Origin of the sequence: Micromonospora pisi, from assembly GCF_003633685.1 — a bacterium.
Classification (GTDB): Bacteria; Actinomycetota; Actinomycetes; order Mycobacteriales; family Micromonosporaceae; genus Micromonospora_G; species Micromonospora_G pisi.
The window spans coordinates 260,516-275,903 of the sequence record NZ_RBKT01000001.1; the positions used below are offsets into that span (position 1 = coordinate 260,516).

Annotated in this window: 18 protein-coding genes and 1 pseudogene; 8 read left to right on the top strand and 11 right to left on the bottom strand. The window is 68.7% G+C overall.

Features of this window, described 5'->3' with window-relative positions:
• Positions 1-41: 41 nt before the first annotated feature.
• The 5 genes from BDK92_RS01085 to BDK92_RS01105 all read right to left on the bottom strand — a co-directional run bounded on the left by BDK92_RS01085 (position 42) and on the right by BDK92_RS01105 (position 4,954).
• Complete coding sequence (locus tag BDK92_RS01085; RefSeq protein ID WP_121153738.1) at positions 42-1,142, bottom strand: branched-chain amino acid ABC transporter permease; 1,101 nt, start codon at positions 1,140-1,142, stop codon at positions 42-44.
• Complete coding sequence (locus BDK92_RS01090) at positions 1,139-2,017, bottom strand: branched-chain amino acid ABC transporter permease (protein WP_121153740.1); 879 nt, start codon at positions 2,015-2,017, stop codon at positions 1,139-1,141. Before BDK92_RS01090 ends, BDK92_RS01085 begins: the two co-directional genes overlap by 4 nt.
• Positions 2,018-2,077: 60 nt before the next feature.
• Entirely contained in the window at positions 2,078-2,803 is a 726-nt protein-coding gene (locus BDK92_RS01095; RefSeq protein ID WP_121153742.1) for an ABC transporter ATP-binding protein, read from the bottom strand.
• Positions 2,800-3,636 (bottom strand): ABC transporter ATP-binding protein, encoded by an 837-nt coding sequence (locus BDK92_RS01100; RefSeq protein WP_121161451.1) that lies wholly within the window; start codon positions 3,634-3,636, stop codon positions 2,800-2,802. The genes BDK92_RS01095 and BDK92_RS01100 overlap by 4 nt, the downstream gene beginning before the upstream one ends.
• A 388-nt stretch (positions 3,637-4,024) precedes the next feature.
• Positions 4,025-4,954: an alpha/beta hydrolase family protein gene (locus BDK92_RS01105; RefSeq protein ID WP_121153744.1), complete on the bottom strand. Its 930-nt coding sequence runs from the start codon at positions 4,952-4,954 to the stop codon at positions 4,025-4,027.
• Between the two features lie 157 nt (positions 4,955-5,111).
• Between BDK92_RS01105 and BDK92_RS01110 the strand changes: the two genes are divergently transcribed.
• The 3 genes from BDK92_RS01110 (at position 5,112) to BDK92_RS01120 (ending at position 6,797) form a co-directional block, all read left to right on the top strand.
• Positions 5,112-5,528 carry a MerR family transcriptional regulator gene (locus BDK92_RS01110; protein WP_121153746.1) on the top strand — a complete coding sequence of 139 codons (417 nt, stop codon included), beginning with the start codon at positions 5,112-5,114 and terminating at the stop codon, positions 5,526-5,528.
• Positions 5,525-5,947 carry a carboxymuconolactone decarboxylase family protein gene (locus BDK92_RS01115; RefSeq protein ID WP_121153748.1) on the top strand — a complete coding sequence of 141 codons (423 nt, stop codon included), beginning with the start codon at positions 5,525-5,527 and terminating at the stop codon, positions 5,945-5,947. Before BDK92_RS01110 ends, BDK92_RS01115 begins: the two co-directional genes overlap by 4 nt.
• Positions 5,948-6,212: 265 nt before the next feature.
• Positions 6,213-6,797 (top strand): DUF4291 domain-containing protein, encoded by a 585-nt coding sequence (locus tag BDK92_RS01120; RefSeq protein ID WP_121153750.1) that lies wholly within the window; start codon positions 6,213-6,215, stop codon positions 6,795-6,797.
• On the opposite strand, the pseudogene BDK92_RS01125 reads toward BDK92_RS01120, so the two are convergent.
• From BDK92_RS01125 to BDK92_RS01140, 4 genes and pseudogenes are all read right to left on the bottom strand, one after another.
• Positions 6,782-7,024 (bottom strand): annotated as a pseudogene (locus BDK92_RS01125) (NAD(P)-dependent oxidoreductase); the annotation flags it as partial. The gene BDK92_RS01120 and the pseudogene BDK92_RS01125 overlap by 16 nt on opposite strands.
• Before the next feature lie 15 nt (positions 7,025-7,039).
• The gene (locus BDK92_RS01130) at positions 7,040-7,339 is read right to left on the bottom strand and encodes a putative quinol monooxygenase (protein WP_121153752.1); all 300 of its coding nucleotides are present in this window, start codon (positions 7,337-7,339) and stop codon (positions 7,040-7,042) included.
• Positions 7,340-7,390: 51 nt separating this feature from the next.
• Positions 7,391-8,125, bottom strand: coding sequence for a dienelactone hydrolase family protein (locus tag BDK92_RS01135; RefSeq protein WP_121153754.1), 735 nt, complete (start codon positions 8,123-8,125; stop codon positions 7,391-7,393).
• Between the two features lie 74 nt (positions 8,126-8,199).
• Positions 8,200-8,925, bottom strand: coding sequence for a transporter substrate-binding domain-containing protein (locus BDK92_RS01140; RefSeq protein ID WP_121161453.1), 726 nt, complete (start codon positions 8,923-8,925; stop codon positions 8,200-8,202).
• Positions 8,926-8,988: 63 nt separating this feature from the next.
• Here BDK92_RS01140 and BDK92_RS01145 point away from each other — a divergent pair, with 63 nt between their 5' ends.
• On the top strand, positions 8,989-9,330 hold the full coding sequence (locus BDK92_RS01145) for a VOC family protein (protein ID WP_121153756.1): 342 nt from the start codon (positions 8,989-8,991) through the stop codon (positions 9,328-9,330).
• 342 nt (positions 9,331-9,672) lie between these two features.
• Positions 9,673-10,137 carry a MarR family transcriptional regulator gene (locus tag BDK92_RS01150; protein WP_121153758.1) on the top strand — a complete coding sequence of 155 codons (465 nt, stop codon included), beginning with the start codon at positions 9,673-9,675 and terminating at the stop codon, positions 10,135-10,137.
• Between the two features lie 222 nt (positions 10,138-10,359).
• Here BDK92_RS01150 and BDK92_RS01155 read toward each other — a convergent pair whose 3' ends face one another.
• Positions 10,360-11,085, bottom strand: coding sequence for an SMI1/KNR4 family protein (locus BDK92_RS01155; RefSeq protein WP_121153760.1), 726 nt, complete (start codon positions 11,083-11,085; stop codon positions 10,360-10,362).
• A 58-nt stretch (positions 11,086-11,143) separates the two neighbouring features.
• Positions 11,144-11,917, bottom strand: coding sequence for a methyltransferase domain-containing protein (locus tag BDK92_RS01160; protein ID WP_121153762.1), 774 nt, complete (start codon positions 11,915-11,917; stop codon positions 11,144-11,146).
• Between the two features lie 376 nt (positions 11,918-12,293).
• Here BDK92_RS01160 and BDK92_RS01165 point away from each other — a divergent pair, with 376 nt between their 5' ends.
• From BDK92_RS01165 to BDK92_RS01175, 3 genes are all read left to right on the top strand, one after another.
• Complete coding sequence (locus BDK92_RS01165) at positions 12,294-14,507, top strand: glycoside hydrolase family 127 protein (RefSeq protein ID WP_211349000.1); 2,214 nt, start codon at positions 12,294-12,296, stop codon at positions 14,505-14,507.
• 98 nt (positions 14,508-14,605) lie between these two features.
• Positions 14,606-15,037: a DNA-binding protein gene (locus tag BDK92_RS01170; RefSeq protein WP_246016711.1), complete on the top strand. Its 432-nt coding sequence runs from the start codon at positions 14,606-14,608 to the stop codon at positions 15,035-15,037.
• Positions 15,038-15,130: 93 nt separating this feature from the next.
• Complete coding sequence (locus tag BDK92_RS01175; protein ID WP_211349002.1) at positions 15,131-15,379, top strand: CGP-CTERM sorting domain-containing protein; 249 nt, start codon at positions 15,131-15,133, stop codon at positions 15,377-15,379.
• The last annotated feature ends 9 nt before the right edge of the window (positions 15,380-15,388 follow it).

Below are 15,388 nucleotides of genomic sequence, written 5' to 3' on the forward strand. Positions count from 1 at the left end.
GAGCTGGCGGTGTGGAACTGGCTGGTGCGGTGCTGCGCGGGTCAGGGACGCCGACGGCGGGCCAGCAGGCGGCCGGCCCGGGTCAGCAGCCCGTGGATGCCGCCCGGAGCGGCGATCATCACGACGATCAACGTGACTCCGAAGATCGCCAGCGGGAGGTTGCCCTCCCACCGTTGCGCCACCGACGGCGAGAGGGTGAACAGCTCGGTCACCGAGTGAGTGAGGTCGGGCAACGCGACCAGCAGCACCGCACCCCAGACCGCACCGGCGAGGCTGCCCAGCCCACCGATCACGATCGCCATCAGCAGGAACAGCGACAGCGTCAGCGAGAACGCGCCGGGTGACACACTCTGTGCCAGCACCGCCAGCAGGCCGCCGCCGAGGCCGGCGCAGCCGGCGCTGACCACGAACGCCAGCACCTGGGTCCGACCGACGTGGATTCCGGCGAGCCGCGCGGCGACCTCGTCGTCCCGGACCGCCCGCAGTGCCCGGCCGAAGCGGCTACGGACCAGGTTCGCCAGCAGCAGCATGGTCAGCAGCATCGCGGCACCGGCCAGCCATGCCTGCCAGCGCTCGTACGGGAAGTACGGGCCGAGCGCCAGCGGAGGCGGCTCGACCGGGACGGAGAGCCCCTGTTCCCCACCGAAGACCCCGTCGAAGGTGATCGCCACCGCCGGCACGACCACCGCCACAGCGAGCGTGAGCCCGGCCAGGTACGGGCCGCGCAACCGGGCCGCGGCCAGCCCGATCACCGCACCGACGGCGACCGTCACCAGTACCGAGGCGAGCAGCGAGACCACGAGCAGCCAGCCGGAGGTGACGCCACTGTCGAGGAACCGACCCTGGGTCAGGGCCACGGTGTAGGCGCCGGTCGCCATCAGCGCACCGTGGCCAAGGCTGAGTTGTCCGTTCAGTCCGGTGAGTACGGTCAGGCCGGCGGTGGCACAGAGGTACGCCGCCACCGTGGCGAGCTGGAAGTTCCGGAACGGTTCCAGCCCGTAGCTGGCGGCGACCAGCAGCAGCGCGGCGACGAGCGCCACGGCGAGGTGTCGCAGCAGGGTGGAGCGGCGCAGCCGGTTGCCCCGGCCGGCGCTGCCCACTGCTGCCGACGCGGGCGCGGTGACCCGCGTGGGCGCGTTCACACGTGCCTCGCCGCGACACCGGCGAAGAGGCCACCGGGGCGGGTCAGGAGCACCACCAGGAGCAGGGCGAGGACCGCCAACGGGGTGACGTCGCTGCCGACGTACCCGCTGACGTAGGAGAGCAGGAGTCCGACCACGAGGCCGCCGATCACCGCACCTGGTGGGCTGTCCAGCCCACCGACGACGGCGGCGGTGAAGGCGGAGACGAAGACCAGGTCCATCGCGTGCGGGTGCAGCCCCAGTTCGGTCGGGATGACGAGCATGCCGGCGAGGGCGCCGACCCCGGCGGCGAGCGCCCAGCCGAGAGTGAGCATGCCGCCGACGTTGACCCCGAGCAGCCGGGAGACCTCGGGGGCGAAGGCCGCCGCCCGCATCCGCAGGCCGATCGCGGTGCGGCCGAACATCCACGCCAGGCCGAGGACCACGGCGCCGACCGCGCCGAAGACAAAGAGGTCGTACGGGGAGAGCAGCACCAACCCACCGGCGGTGAACGCGGTACGGTCGAACGGCGCCGGCGCCGGCAGGAACTCGTTGCCGTACACGATGCCGAGGACGGCCTGGATGACCAGGACCAGACCGAGGGCGACGATGACCGCGTTGAGTGGTGACGAGTGGCCGACGAACCGCATCACGGCGACGTCGACCACCGCTCCGAGCAGCAGGCCGGCGGCGAGTGCGGCGACAAAGCCGAGCCAGTAGGAGCCGGTCGCGGTCGAGACGCTGTGCGCGACGTACGCGGTCGCGACCGCCATCGCGCCCTGGGCGAAGTTGACGATCCGGGCGGCGCGCCAGATCAGCACCAACGCGAGGGCGAAGGCGGCGTACACCGCTCCCCGGGCGAGCCCGTCGAACGTGAGAAATACGAAGCGGTCCAAGTGGTTCCTCCCTCCGAGCTGTCGGTGCGGACGGGTGGGGCCGGGTCGACGATCTCCGGGTCAGAACCCGAGGTAGGCGTGTCGCAGGTCGGCGTCGTCGCGCAGCCCGGCCGCGCTGGTGGCGATGGCGATCCGACCGAGGGACATCACCACACCCTGGTCGGCGACGGAGAGCGCGCCGCGTACGTTCTGTTCGACCAGCAGGACGGTGAGCCCGTCGCGGTCGCGCAGTTGCCGCAGCAGCGCCATGATCTGGGCGGTGACCCGGGGTGCCAGCCCGAGCGACGGTTCGTCGAGCAGCAGCAGCCGGGGCCGGCCGACCAGGGCCCGGCCGAGTGCCAGCATCTGCCGTTCACCACCGGAGAGCTGGTGGCCGGCATGCCGGCGGCGGCGGGCGAGCGGTTCGAAGAGGTCGTAGACCTCGTCGAGGGCGCGGCGGGCGTCGGCCCGGTCGCGACGCCAGAGCCCGCCGAGGCGCAGGTTCTCGTCCACGGTCAGTTCGGCGACCACCCCGCGCCCTTCCGGCACGTGCGCCATGCCCCGGCGGACGAGTTGTTCGACCGGTACGCCGCGCAGGTCGTCGCCGTCGAGCACGATCTGCCCGGCGGTCGGCCGGACCAGCCCGGTGAGGGTACGCAGCAGCGTGGTCTTGCCGGCCCCGTTGGCGCCGAGTACGGCGGCGATGGTGCCGGGTGCGATGGTCAGGTCGACCGACCGGAGCACCGGCGCGGCCCCGTAACCGGCGACCAGTCCCCGTACGCGCAGCAGCGCGTCGGTGGCGGTCATGCCGTCGCCCCCCTGCCCGCCTCGGCCCCGTCCGGGGTGGGCGTCCCGGCACCGCTCTGCTCCACCGTGGCGCCGAGGTAAGCCTCGGTGACCCTCGGGTCGTCGCGGATCACCTCCGGTGGACCGGCGGCGATCACCCGCCCGAAGTCGAGCACCACGATCTGGTCGCAGACCGCCATCACCAGGTCCATGTGGTGTTCGACCAGCAGCACCGCGCACGGGTGCTCGACCCGGTGGGGCAGGTCGCGGATCAGTTCGCCGAGCGCCTCGATGTCCTCGGCGCCGAGGCCGCCGGCGGGTTCGTCGAGCAGCAGCAGCCGGGGCCGGGAGGCGAGCGCGCGGGCCAGCGCGACCCGCTTGCGTACGGCGAAGGGAAGGGTGCCCGGGGCGGCGCCGGCCTGGTCGGCGACGCCGAGTCCGTCCAGGATGGTCAGCGCGTGTGCGCGTAGCCGGCGTTCGTCCCGGTCGCTGCGGGGTAGCCCGAGCAGGGCGGGGGCGAAGCCGGCGCGGGCCGAGTTGGTCGCGCCGACCATGACGTTCTCCAGGACGGTGAGGCCGGCGAAGAGCCCGACGCCCTGGAGGGTGCGGGCGATGCCGAGTCGGGTGAGCCGGTGCGGCCGGGGGCGCAGTGGCCGGCCGTCGAGGGTGAGGGCGCCGGCCGCCGGTTCGACGAGTCCACAGACGACGTTGAACAGGGTGGTCTTGCCGGCGCCGTTGGGGCCGATGACGCCGACGACCTGATCCGGGGGCACCTGGAGGGAGACGCCGTCGAGGGCGGTGAGGCCACCGAAACGTACCCCGATGCCGTGCATCGCGAGCCCGTGCTCCGTCATCGCCATCCCTTGTCCGGACCCGAACTAATTACACTCGGAGTGTACGTTTCCGAAACAGGCCGTCAATACCTTCGATGCATAGCTGTTACTTACCAGTAACTGCGTTGTTCACGTATCGGTCAACCAGGCAGGTCAGCCAGGACGGCGAGCTTCGCCCGGTGCCGGTCCGCGGTGCCGAAACCGATCGCCGCGCTCTTCGCCCGCTTCAGATACCGCCCGGGTCATGCCGGTCGAGGGACGCGGCCACCCGGTCGCGGAGCCGGTCGGCGGCTGCTTCGTCGTCGTCCACGTCTCCCCTTCCGTATCTATTTGCATTGTCGGTGCAATATAAACGGGCGACCGCGCCGGACGGAAGCCCGGCGCGGTCGTGTGGGAACGGGTACGGGGATCAGGCGCTCGGGCAGGTGTTGCGGTACTCCTCGATCGCCAGGCCGGTCGGCCCCGGGCAGAGGAACTGCTCGTATCGGGTGTCGTCGTCGACGAACCGCTTCAACCACGACACCATCTGCTTGGCGGTCGGGGTGTTGGTGGTCTGCGGGAAGAAGTGGCTGGCCCCGTTCAGCTCCAGGTAGGCCTTCTCCGCCGACGACGGGATGCTGTTGTAGAACGGGATCGAGTGCGACGACACCGACGCGACCGAGTCGTTCTCGCCGCCGACGATCAGCGTCGGCACCCGCAGGCTGGACCAGCTCTTGGTCAGGTTCCACGGGGCAAGCGGGACCGCCGCCTGGAGCGACGGGCGGCTTCGGGCCGCATCGAGGGAGCCACCACCGCCCATCGAGTGACCGGCGACGGCAAGCCGACCGGGGTCGATCCGGGTACGCACCGAACTCTGCTCGACCAGGTAGTCGAGCGCGGCCAGAAGTTGCTGACCTCGGCTCGACGGCTGATCCAGGACGGAATTGGTCTCGATACCGATCACCACGAATCCGTGTGAGGCGATCCGGGGACCGAGCCAACTGATGCTCGACCACGACGCGGTGTAACCGGGCGAGATCGCGACAGCTCCGAAGGTGCCCTCGCTGGTGCTCGTCGGGTAGTAGATCACCCCACCGCCGAAGCCGCTGACCAGCGACGAGACGTTCTGCGAGGCGGTGGCGAAGGGGCCACGGCTGGCTTCCAGGATGGCGTTGGTCGGGGCGGGACCACGTTCGTACGGGCCGGCGGCCTGGGCGGGGCCGGGGACGGCGACGATGCCGGCGGCGACCAGGGCGACGGCCACGGCGAACCGGCCGAGGGCGCGTACGGCGGGACGGGGGCGGGCGGGGGCGCAGGTGAGTGGTTGCACGTCGGTGTACTCCCTGTTCGTCGGGGTCATATCGACGTCCACCAGTGTTTGACGGGCCGGACGGGCCACGCATCGGCAAAATCACCAGTCTGTTGCCGGCTCGGTTGCCAGCCCTGATGCCGGTGACGCACGACGCGCGACGCCACGGGTTTGACCTGGAGCGCACTCTAGGTAATACGGTTTCTGCATGGCCAGCGACAACGCCCTCCACCAGGGTGAACGGGCTCTCACGATCGCCGAGGTCTCCGAACGGACCGGGCTGTCACCCGACACCCTGCGCTACTACGAGAAGGCCGGCCTGATCGAGCGGGTCGGTCGCACCTCGGGCAACCAGCGTCGCTACGCGGCGGCCGATCTGGAGTGGCTGGCGTTCCTGATGCGGCTGCGGGAAACCGGCATGTCGATCGCCGACATGCAGCACTTCGCGCAACTTCGCGGCGCCGGGGAGGCAACCATCGCCGACCGGCTCGCCATGCTTCGAGAGCACCGCAGCTCGCTGGAGGACCGCATCCGGTACCTGCGGCGCAACGCCAGGGCGCTGGACGACAAGGTCAATCACTATGAACAGCTGCTCACCGAGCAGCAGGGAACGGAACAAACATGACCGACAAGGCCGCCACCGCAGAAACCAGGCAGGACCGCTTCGAGCGTGGCATGAAGGTGCTCACCGAAATCGACGGCCCAGCCGGCCAGCGGGTCATCGACTCCCTCGCCGACATCTCGCCCGAACTCGGCCACCAGGTCGTCGCCTGGGGGTTCGGCGACATATACCAGCGTCCCGGCTTGGCTCCCCGGGACCGGCAGCTGGTCACCCTCGGGATGCTCACCGCCCTCGGCGGCTGCGAACCCCAACTGGAGGTGCACATCAACGCCGCCCTCAACGTCGGGCTCGCCCCGGAAGAGATCATCGAAGCACTGCTGCACTCCGCGGTCTACTGCGGTATGCCCAAAGCCGTGAATGCCACCTTCGCCGCCAAGAGGGTCTTCGCCGAACGTGGGCTGCTCCCGGTCAAAACTCGATAGACGAAACGCCGTCCCGGGCAGCCACCAGGAGAGCACGGTTGAGACCGGCGGGCGTTACCTGGTCCGGCACCAGGTCGCGAGGGACGAGCATGGATGGCCGCCCGACCCTCGGGCCGGGGCGGCGACCTACCGACCGGAGCGTCCCCGGCGCACCATCAGGCGGCAAAACGCCGTCGCGTCGGAGGCGCCCGGTCTGGAATGCTTCGCGCATCGGCGGGTGCTCCGGAGGGTGCTCCGCACCATCCTGTGGTGACGGGAAACGACGATGGCACCGCTGCGCCAGATCCGCGCCGACTTCGACGCGCACACCATCGTGGTCTACCAGGCATATTCACCGACGGTGGCGAGGGCCGCCGTGACGGCCGGGCGGTTCGTGGCGCCGTTCTCGTTCACCCGGATGACCTGGATCAAGCCGTCGTTCCTGTGGCTCATGCATCGCAGCAACTGGGCCCGCAAAGCCAACCAGGAACAGATCCTCGCCGTACGGATCACCCGCCAGGGATGGGAGCGGGCGCTGTCCCGGGCGGTCCCGACCACGCCTGGCAGCGGAGACGGCGGGCGGGGCGAGGATCTGGCCGATGCCGCCGTACACGTGCAGTGGGATCCTGAGCGGTCGCTGCGCGGTGCGGCTCTGAACCACTACAGCATCCAGGTCGGTATCGGGCGCGAGCTGATCCGCGAGTACGCCGAGCAGTGGGTGACCGGGATCGACGACCTGACCCCCCGCGTACGCCGGATGGCGGAGTTGCTCGGTCAGGGACGGAGTGCGCAGGCACAGCGGCTGCTGCCGCCGGAACGGGTCTATCCCCTCTCCCCGCCCCTCGCCGCCGCTGTTCAGGCCGACCGCTGAGAGAGCTTCACGACGTTCGCGAGCGGTTCGCCCGCCGCGTACCGTCGGACCTGGTCGACCAGCAGCCGGCGAGCCCGGGGCGCCAACGCGGCTGTCAGGCCGCCGACGTGCGGACTGATCAGGACGTTCGGCGCGGACCACAGCGGATGGTCGACGGGCAGCGGCTCGGGTTCGGTGACGTCCAGGGCAGCGTGCAGCCGACCCGCGTTGAGCTCCGCGAGCCCGGCAACAGCGGGCGCACCTCACACGCCGAGACCGCCGACCACTGTCACTTCCTGGCTGGTGAACTCACCCGTGAGCATCGGCATGGCCTGGCTGATCGCCGCCTTGGTCTCGGGGAGCGCAAGGGAGGCGGCGTGCATCTCCTTGCTCTGCCACACCTCGCTCACCCAGATCGTGACGTCGTCCGTGTCCGAGACGCTCACGACGTAGAGATCACATCCCACCTGGCGTAGGCCCTCGACACCGCTCAGCAGGATGTTCACGACATCAGCGCGGTGGCCCGGCTTGGTCTTCATCGATCCGATGTATCCGTACGACACGACAACTCCCCGTCAGCCTGGTCAGGTCGGAGGCCACACGTCTCGGCGGTGTCACCGACCGCCGAAGAACGACAGCGCCTCGTTCAACGCAAGGTCGGTGAGGACCGGGTCGTGTCGAGCACCGACGTCGCGCATGAACGCGTGCTCGCCGCCGGCGTAGACGTGTAGTTCGAGGTCGTCCAAACCGGCGGCGTAGAGGGCGGAGATGATCTGGGCCCGTGCGTCGGCGGGCACATGCGGATCCCGGGAGCCGAAAACAATCATCAGCCGGCCACGGATACTCGCGGCGCGGGCGAGCGATCCCGCATCGGCGTCGGCGCCCAGGGCACCGTTCTGTAGTCCGGTCGGGTAGAAGCACACGGTGGCGGCCACCCGAGGGTCGAGCGCGGCCCGGAACGCCAGGTGACCGCCGAGGCAGAATCCCACCGCGAGCAGCGTGGTGATGTCGCTGCGCTGCTCCATGAAGTCCAGCACCGCGACGCGGTCCGCGTCGAACTGGTCGGTCGTGGTGCCGGCGGCAGCCTCGAGGCCGGCCTGTTTGCCGGCGTCGTCGAACTCCAACGCGACACCGGCCAGCTCACCGCGTGGGTAGATCTCGGGTACGCAGACGACGTATCCGGCCGACGCCAGGCGCCGGGCCGTACGCAGTGTCGACTCGGTCAACTGGAAGATGTCGGTGTACAACAGCACGCCCGGCCACGGGCCCTCGCCGACCGGGCTGAGCACCACCGAGCGGATCTCACAGTCGGGTGCCGGCACCAGCACCTCGTCCTCACGCAACTTCACGTGCAGGGACAATACCGGTGCGAGACTACCGGCCGGTCCTGGCCGCGCTGATTCGCTGCGATGTTCGCCGCCGGTCAGTGGTGCTCGGGCGGGGCGACCCGGGCGTCGGACTGGTTCGAGCGCCGCAGTGCGTCGGCGACGAAACCGTTGGCTTTCAACTCCTCGACGAGATCCCGGAGGAACCGTACGGTCTCGGGTCTCCGACTCTTCGTCGTCCCCACCGCCTGCTGGATCTGCATGAACCGGTCCTCGATCAGCCTGAACTCGGGATGGGTCGCGACGAACTCGGTCATCGGTTGTCTGATGCCGGCCGCCACCTCCAGGCCCTGGACCAGGAACTCGTCGACCCCTTCCTCGCCTCGCACCACGGTCGCGTGTTGGAGAGTGCGGGAGAGGAACAGGTCGTAGGCGGATCCTCGCTTGACGCCGATCCGTACTCCCGGGTGGTCGACGTCGGCGGGCCTGCTGACGGCCGAGTCCCGGGCCACCACGAAGACACCCTCGATCACGACGTACGGTGCGGTGAAGGCGACCTCGGCCGCACGCGCGGGCTCGATGGCGAGAAAGCAGATGTCGGCCCGACCGGAGGTCATCGCCTCGTACGACTTGCGCGCCGCGTCGAAGCAGACGAGTTCCACCGGAAGGTGCAGTCGCGCACTGACCTCCCGCGCGATGTCCACCGTGACGCCGGCCGGCGCCGCCGGCGTTCCCTGGGCCAGAACCGGATTACCCAGATTGATGGAAGCCCGCAGGACGCCCTCGGGGGCCAGATCCTCCGCGATGGCGCCATTTATGATCATGACCTCGAGCATATAACAACTGCGGTTCGCGAATGGTAACCGCAGCCCCCGTAGCATGGCGGCATGGACGTCGACCTCTTCGCGGGAATACCGGTCAGCAACTACCTCGCCGCGCTGGCCTGGTACGAGAGGTTGTTCGGCGCTCCGCCAGCGTTCCTTCCGAACGACACCGAAGCGGTGTGGCAACTCGCCGAACACCGGTTCGTGTTCATCGAACACCGGCCTGACCATGCCGGTCACGCCATGCACACCATCTTCGTCGGTGACTTCGATACCGTGGTGGCCGAGATAGCCGGGCGAGGGCTGGAGCCGACAAAGAGTGAGACGTACGCGAACGGCGTACGAAAGGCCACCTATGTCGATCCCGACGGAAACGAGATCGGGTACGGCGGCGCCCCACTCTGATCGGAAACCAGCCCACGACAAGATCTGTCACTGCTGGCAGCACACTGTTGGTTCCTCGGTCACCAGCTCAATCAACTCGCGCGCAAGCTTGCGGTTGTGCCGCCACGATTGTTGTCGTCGGCGATCGACCCCGGACGGAGCGAATACCCGCATGAAACGGGGTGCTTCTGCTTCTGACCCATGCCCGGGGACGGGTCGCTGTCACTGTGCGTGAGCGGTGGCCGTCTGGTACGCGAGGCTGGACATATGCGACCTCACCCGTAATTCTGGCCATGGTCTTGATCTGAACCAAAGTTGAGGTTTTACCTTGTTCTCAAGCATTCGCCATCGAAGGTAGCCCACATGACGACGCTGCACGTGTCCGACGCTGAGCTCGCGGGTCAACCTGCCGCCTATTGGACAGGCGTCGCCTACGAGTCCCTCATCGCCTTCACCCGAGCCCGGCATGCCGAACTCGGGTTCACTCAGCCCCAGTTCTGGCTGCTGCGCAACCTCTCCAAGAACGACCTCCTGCCCGACGGCGGCGGGATGACCGTTCCTGAGCTTCAGCGGGCGATGAGCTCGTATCTCAGGGCCGAAGACGATCTGGACGTCGAAGCGGAGGCTCTGCTGGAGCGCGGGTGGCTGACCCGCGACGAGCAAGGAAAGCTATGGATCACCAAAGCGGGGGAAGATGCCCGTGTCAGCCTCAAACAGCATGCGCCGGCGATCCGGGCCCGCATCCACAGGGGCATCGACGACGCGGACTATGTCACGACTCTCGAGGTTCTTCGGCAGCTCATACTGAACACCGGTGGCTCGGTGTAGTGAGTTCCAACCGATCGCTTCCCCGTGGGGGCAGCCATCCTCCTGGCGGGCGAGTTCCGGGGCTGTTTCCATTTCCCGTGTGACGGTGGGGAAGCGCTGTCGTTTGGTGAGGCTGTCTCGTCGGCGTGCTTCCCGCAGCACGTGTGGCTGCCCGCGTCTGTTACTCGTCGAGAGCCCTCGGCGTTGCGGGTGAGGACGGTCAATGGCAGAAGCGCCGGAGCGTCACCGATGCGGGCCTTGCGGAGCACGGCGCTCGTCGTAGCCGCTGGACTCCTGGAGGGTCTGTGACGCCTGGGCCTCCGCGACGTCCAGCCAGCGCCGGTACCAGCGGGCGAACCCCACCCGCGAACCGTCGTCGTCGAGCAGCGGCCGGAACCCGCCCTCCTCGGCGGTGTCGTCAGCCCACACCTGGCCCCGTGCCGGCCCGCTGACCACCAACGCATCCCGCAGCGCGCATCCCTGGTGAGACAGGTACAGCAATCCGATCGAATGTTCAGGACGGAAGACGACCGTGTCGTGCTGCTCCCAGTAGGCGTCCTCGGCCGCGTTGAACGCCTCCACCGAGTCGTAGCCCTCCTCGTCGGGCGGCTCGGGCAGATCATCGGCCGGATTGAACGCCTCGGTGGCCGGAAAGGGCTGGGCCAGTGTGTCCAGGTCGGTGAGGTCGGCGCCGTCGCCCTCCCAGCGCCATCGGCCGTCCACCCGGCGCACCGGAAAGAGCCCGTACGCCGGACCGGCGCCGCCGCGACCCACCGTCCGCAGGAACGACCGGTACTCGTCCGGCAGCTCCACCCGCAGTTGCGCCTCCACCTCTGCCAGCTCCTCGGCGCTCAGCGGCGGCTCAAGACTCCATCGGTGACTTGTGGAACCGGCGACCGTTGCGGCACCGGTTTTGCCGGCGAGGTGTGCGAGCCGATCGCGTACATCTGACCAGTCGGAGTGCGTCACGGCAGGCACAGTAACGCAGCGGTCGGACCTCGGGCCGGCGGCCACCGCCCGGTGCCGCTCACACCTGCGCGGTGACGAGATAGAAGGTGAACCCGGCGAGCAGGGGCCCGCTCTCGAGGCGCTGAAGCCAACTCCGGACAGCCGTCTCGTCCAGTTCTCCCGCCTGGACCGCACGAGCCGAGTTGCGCCGTAACCCGAGAATCTGGTCGGCCGTGCCGAAGTCCCGGAACACCACGGCGATGGCTTCGACTGATCGGACCTGGAAGCCGGCGTACGTCGACAGCCGGACCAGCTCGCGGCCGATCGTCGGGTTACGCACCTGCCCCGCTACGAACCGGGCGAAGCCCCGACTGGTACGCAGGTCCTCGTCGGCGACGGCGATCGTGTCCCAGTCCGGTTCCGCCATGCCGAACACGCCTCCCGGGCGCAGCACGCGACGGACCTGCGCCATCGCCCGCGCGGGGTCGTCCAGATGTTGCAGGACCCGGTCCACCCTGGCCCGGTCCACGCCGGCGTCGGTCAACGGCAGGTCATGGACGTCGCCCGCCCGCAGCTCGACGTTGGACCGGGCGGCGAGCCGGCGTCCGGCCTCGGCCAGCATCCGGACGTCCCGGTCCACGCCGATGACCGAGCCGTCCGCGCCGACCGCGTCAGCCAGACTCGCCAGGTCGGTTCCCGGGCCACAACCGATGTCGGCCACCGTGTGCCCGGGCCGTACGTCGAGTGCGTCGACGAAGCGCTGCTTGTAGGCGAGGCCGACGGGGGTGCGAGCGGCCGTGTCCATGTACGTGATCGGGTCCGGCGCGGCCGTTGCCTCGGTGAGTTGACTCATCCACCCAGCCAAGCAGGCCACCGGGTGCGTCGGGTGAAGAGGCTGTGCAGATCCGGCGCAGGTTCACGCGCCCTGGCGGGAAGATCGGAGGCGTGGATTGTTCACGTGAACAAGCCGTTCCTTTCCGAACCGAGGGCCGGGCATTCGGACCGGGATCGGCGGACCGATGACACCATCTGTGAGTGCGCACCTGAGGTTCAGATGGAACGAGCTTCAGCAGGTGTCCAACGACGTACGTCGAAGTTCCGACAGGTGTTCGGTGGGCGTACGCATCGATCGCACTAGGTTGCTGGAAACAAGCGCTTAACACAGGTGATGTCTAACCGACATCGATGTTAGCGCTAACTACACACCCACCGAGTTCAGGGGGTAGACAGTGACTCCAGCACGTCCATCCATCGATCGGCGCGGGTTGCTGAAGGTCGGCGGCGCCGCGACCGTGGCAGCGATCATCGCCCCGCAGGTCGCCGGATCCGCACAAGCCGCACCGCACTCCGGCGCCTCGGCGGCACCCGCCTCGCCGGAGGCGGCGTTCCTGGACCAGAACCCGAGCTGGGTGGTGAAACCGTTCGCGCTGGACCAGGTCACCCTGGCCGAGGGAACGGTCTTCGCCGAGAAGCGGGCACGGGTGCTCAACCTCGCCACGGCGTACTCGGCCGACCGGGTGTTGCACAACTTCCGGGTGACCGCCGGCCTGCCCACCCCGGAGGGTTCGTCACCGCCGGGCGGCTGGGACGACGCCACCGGCAACCTGCGCGGGCACTTCAGTGGGCATCTGATCACCATGTTCGCGCAGGCGTACGCGTCGACCCGCGACCAGCTCTACAAGGACAAGATCGACTACATCGTCGCGGAACTCGGCAAGTGTCAGGACGCGATCGCGGCGAGCGGGCAGGCAAGCCATCCCGGCTTCCTGGCCGCCTATCCGGAGACCCAGTTCATCCGGCTGGAATCGTTCGCCACCTACCCGACGATCTGGGCGCCGTACTACACCTGCCACAAGATCATGCGCGGGTTGATCGACGCGTACCTGCTGGTGGGGAACGAGCAGGCCCTCGAGATCGTGACCAAGATGGGCGACTGGGTGCACAGTCGGCTCTCGGTCCTCCCCCGCGAACAACTCAACCGGATGTGGGCGATCTACATCGCCGGCGAGTACGGCGGCATGAACGAGGTGATGGCCGACCTGCACGCCCTCACCGGCGACGAGCGTTACCTGACCACGGCGAAGTGCTTCGACAACCGGCAGGCGCTCTTCGGAGCCTGCGTGGAGAACCACGACATCCTGACCCGGCTGCACGCCAACACCCACGTTCCGCAGTTCGTCGGCTACCTGCGGGTCTTCGACCGGTCGAATGAGCCGGACTACCACGCCGCCGCCGAGAACTTCTGGCACATGGTGGTGCCGCACCGGATGTACGCCCATGGCGGCACCAGCGGCACCTGGCCGGCGGGTGACGCCGGACCCGCGAACACCAACGCGGAGCTGTTCCAGCCGCGCGGCAACATCGCCGGCTCGATCGCCGGCAACGGCGCCGAGACGTGTACGTCGTACAACCTGCTCAAGGTCTCGCGGAACCTGTTCTTCCACGACCCCGACCCGAAGTACATGGACTACTACGAGCGGACCCTGGTCAACCACATCCTCGGGTCCCGCCGCGACGCCGACAGCACCAGCAACCCGAACGTGGTCTACTTCCTGCCACTGACCCCGGGCAGTTCCCGCGGATACGGCAACACCGGCACCTGCTGCGGCGGCAGCGGCCTGGAGAACCACACCAAGTACCAGGAGTCCGTCTACTTCCGCTCGGCCGACAACGCCTCGCTCTACGTCAACCTCTTCGTCGGCTCCACCCTGAACTGGGCGGAGAAGGGGATCACCGTCACCCAGACCACCGACTTCCCCCGCCAGCAGGAGAGCACCCTGACGGTCAGCGGCGGCAGGGCGCAGCTCGACATCCTGGTGCGGGTGCCGAACTGGGCGAAGAACTTCCAGGTCTGGATCAACGGGCAGGAGCGGCTGGGGCCGAAGACGCCCGGCACCTACCTGCGGCTGCGCCGGATGTGGCAGGACGGCGACACCGTACGGATCTCGATGCCGTTCGGACTGCGGGTCGAGAAGGCGCTGGACCGGGCGGACACCCAGACCGTCTTCCACGGCCCGGTGGTGCTCGCCGCGCTCAGCTCCGACCCCGCCTACCGGGAGTTCTCGTTCTACCGGCAGGTGAGACTCGACGGCGACATCTCCCCCGCCTTCGCGCCGGGCGCAGCCGGCACCTTCACCACGAACGGGCACACGCTGCGTCCGCTCTACGTCGGTGACACCCAGGCCCACCACATCTACTTCCGGCGTACCGAGCCGACGGTGGTCTTCGGGACGTACGACTCCGGGGTGGCGAACAAGCAGCGCGACGGGCAGACGTTCCTCGACCTGGTCTGGGCCCAGGCCCCGTTCGGCAGCCACCAGGAGTTCATGAAGACGGTGACGGCCGCCTCCGCGAACTGGGTACGCCAGGGCTTCCTCACCCGCGACGAACGTACCGCCATCCTCGCTGCCGCCACGGACGCGGAGGGCGAGCTGCGCATCTGATCTGGGCCGGTGGTAGCGGCGCGGCGTCCGCTACCACCGGAGCCAGCAACCTCAACATTTTGTTGAAAAGGAGCCGTTGATCAGTCATGATTCAGGTCATGGTTGATCCCTTCACCCGACCCGACCCGGCAGCCCGGCGCGCGGAACGCACCTACCAGGCGTTGGCGCACCTCGTCGAACGGCACGCCAACGATCCCGAGCGCCGATCCCGACAGGTCCACCCGTCGATGGCCGCCCCGCACGAAGTGATCCGGCTCGTCGCCGGCATTGCCGGTGGCACGATCCCGACCGGGCCGGACGAGCCGGATATCGACAAGACCGACCTCGTCGCGGCCCTCACCCTCCTACCGAACGTCCGGGCCGACCTCGACGCGACCGAGCTGCACCTGCTGAGAACCGCCCGGAGCAGGGCGATGACCTGGCAGGACATCGCCTTCAGCCTGGGCCTCAACACACCTCAGGCGGCCCGGCAGCGGTACGAGCGCCTCGAAGCACGCGCCGACGACCCGACCCAACCAGGGGTGGGGTAGGGCCAGCGGGATTGTCAGCCGAACGATCGATCGGCACGCTGAGGTGAACCACCCGCGTCCGCGTACACGCGGCTCACCGGAAGGCACAGCGTGATGAGGAGAGCTCTCGGAGTCATCGGCCTGATCATCGGCCTCTATCTCATCGTACGGGCGGCGCTGGAGCCATTCGTCATCGACATGTCCGACCCGGCGACCTACCGCGACGACTGGGGCGGACCGAGTCTCGCCGGAGTCCTCGCCGTGCACTGTGGACCCGGCATCGTCGCCGCCCTCATCATCGCAACAGTGCTGCTACGACGTCGGTCGACCCGACGACACGCCCAGCCCGGCAAGGGCGTGTGAAGCCACCGG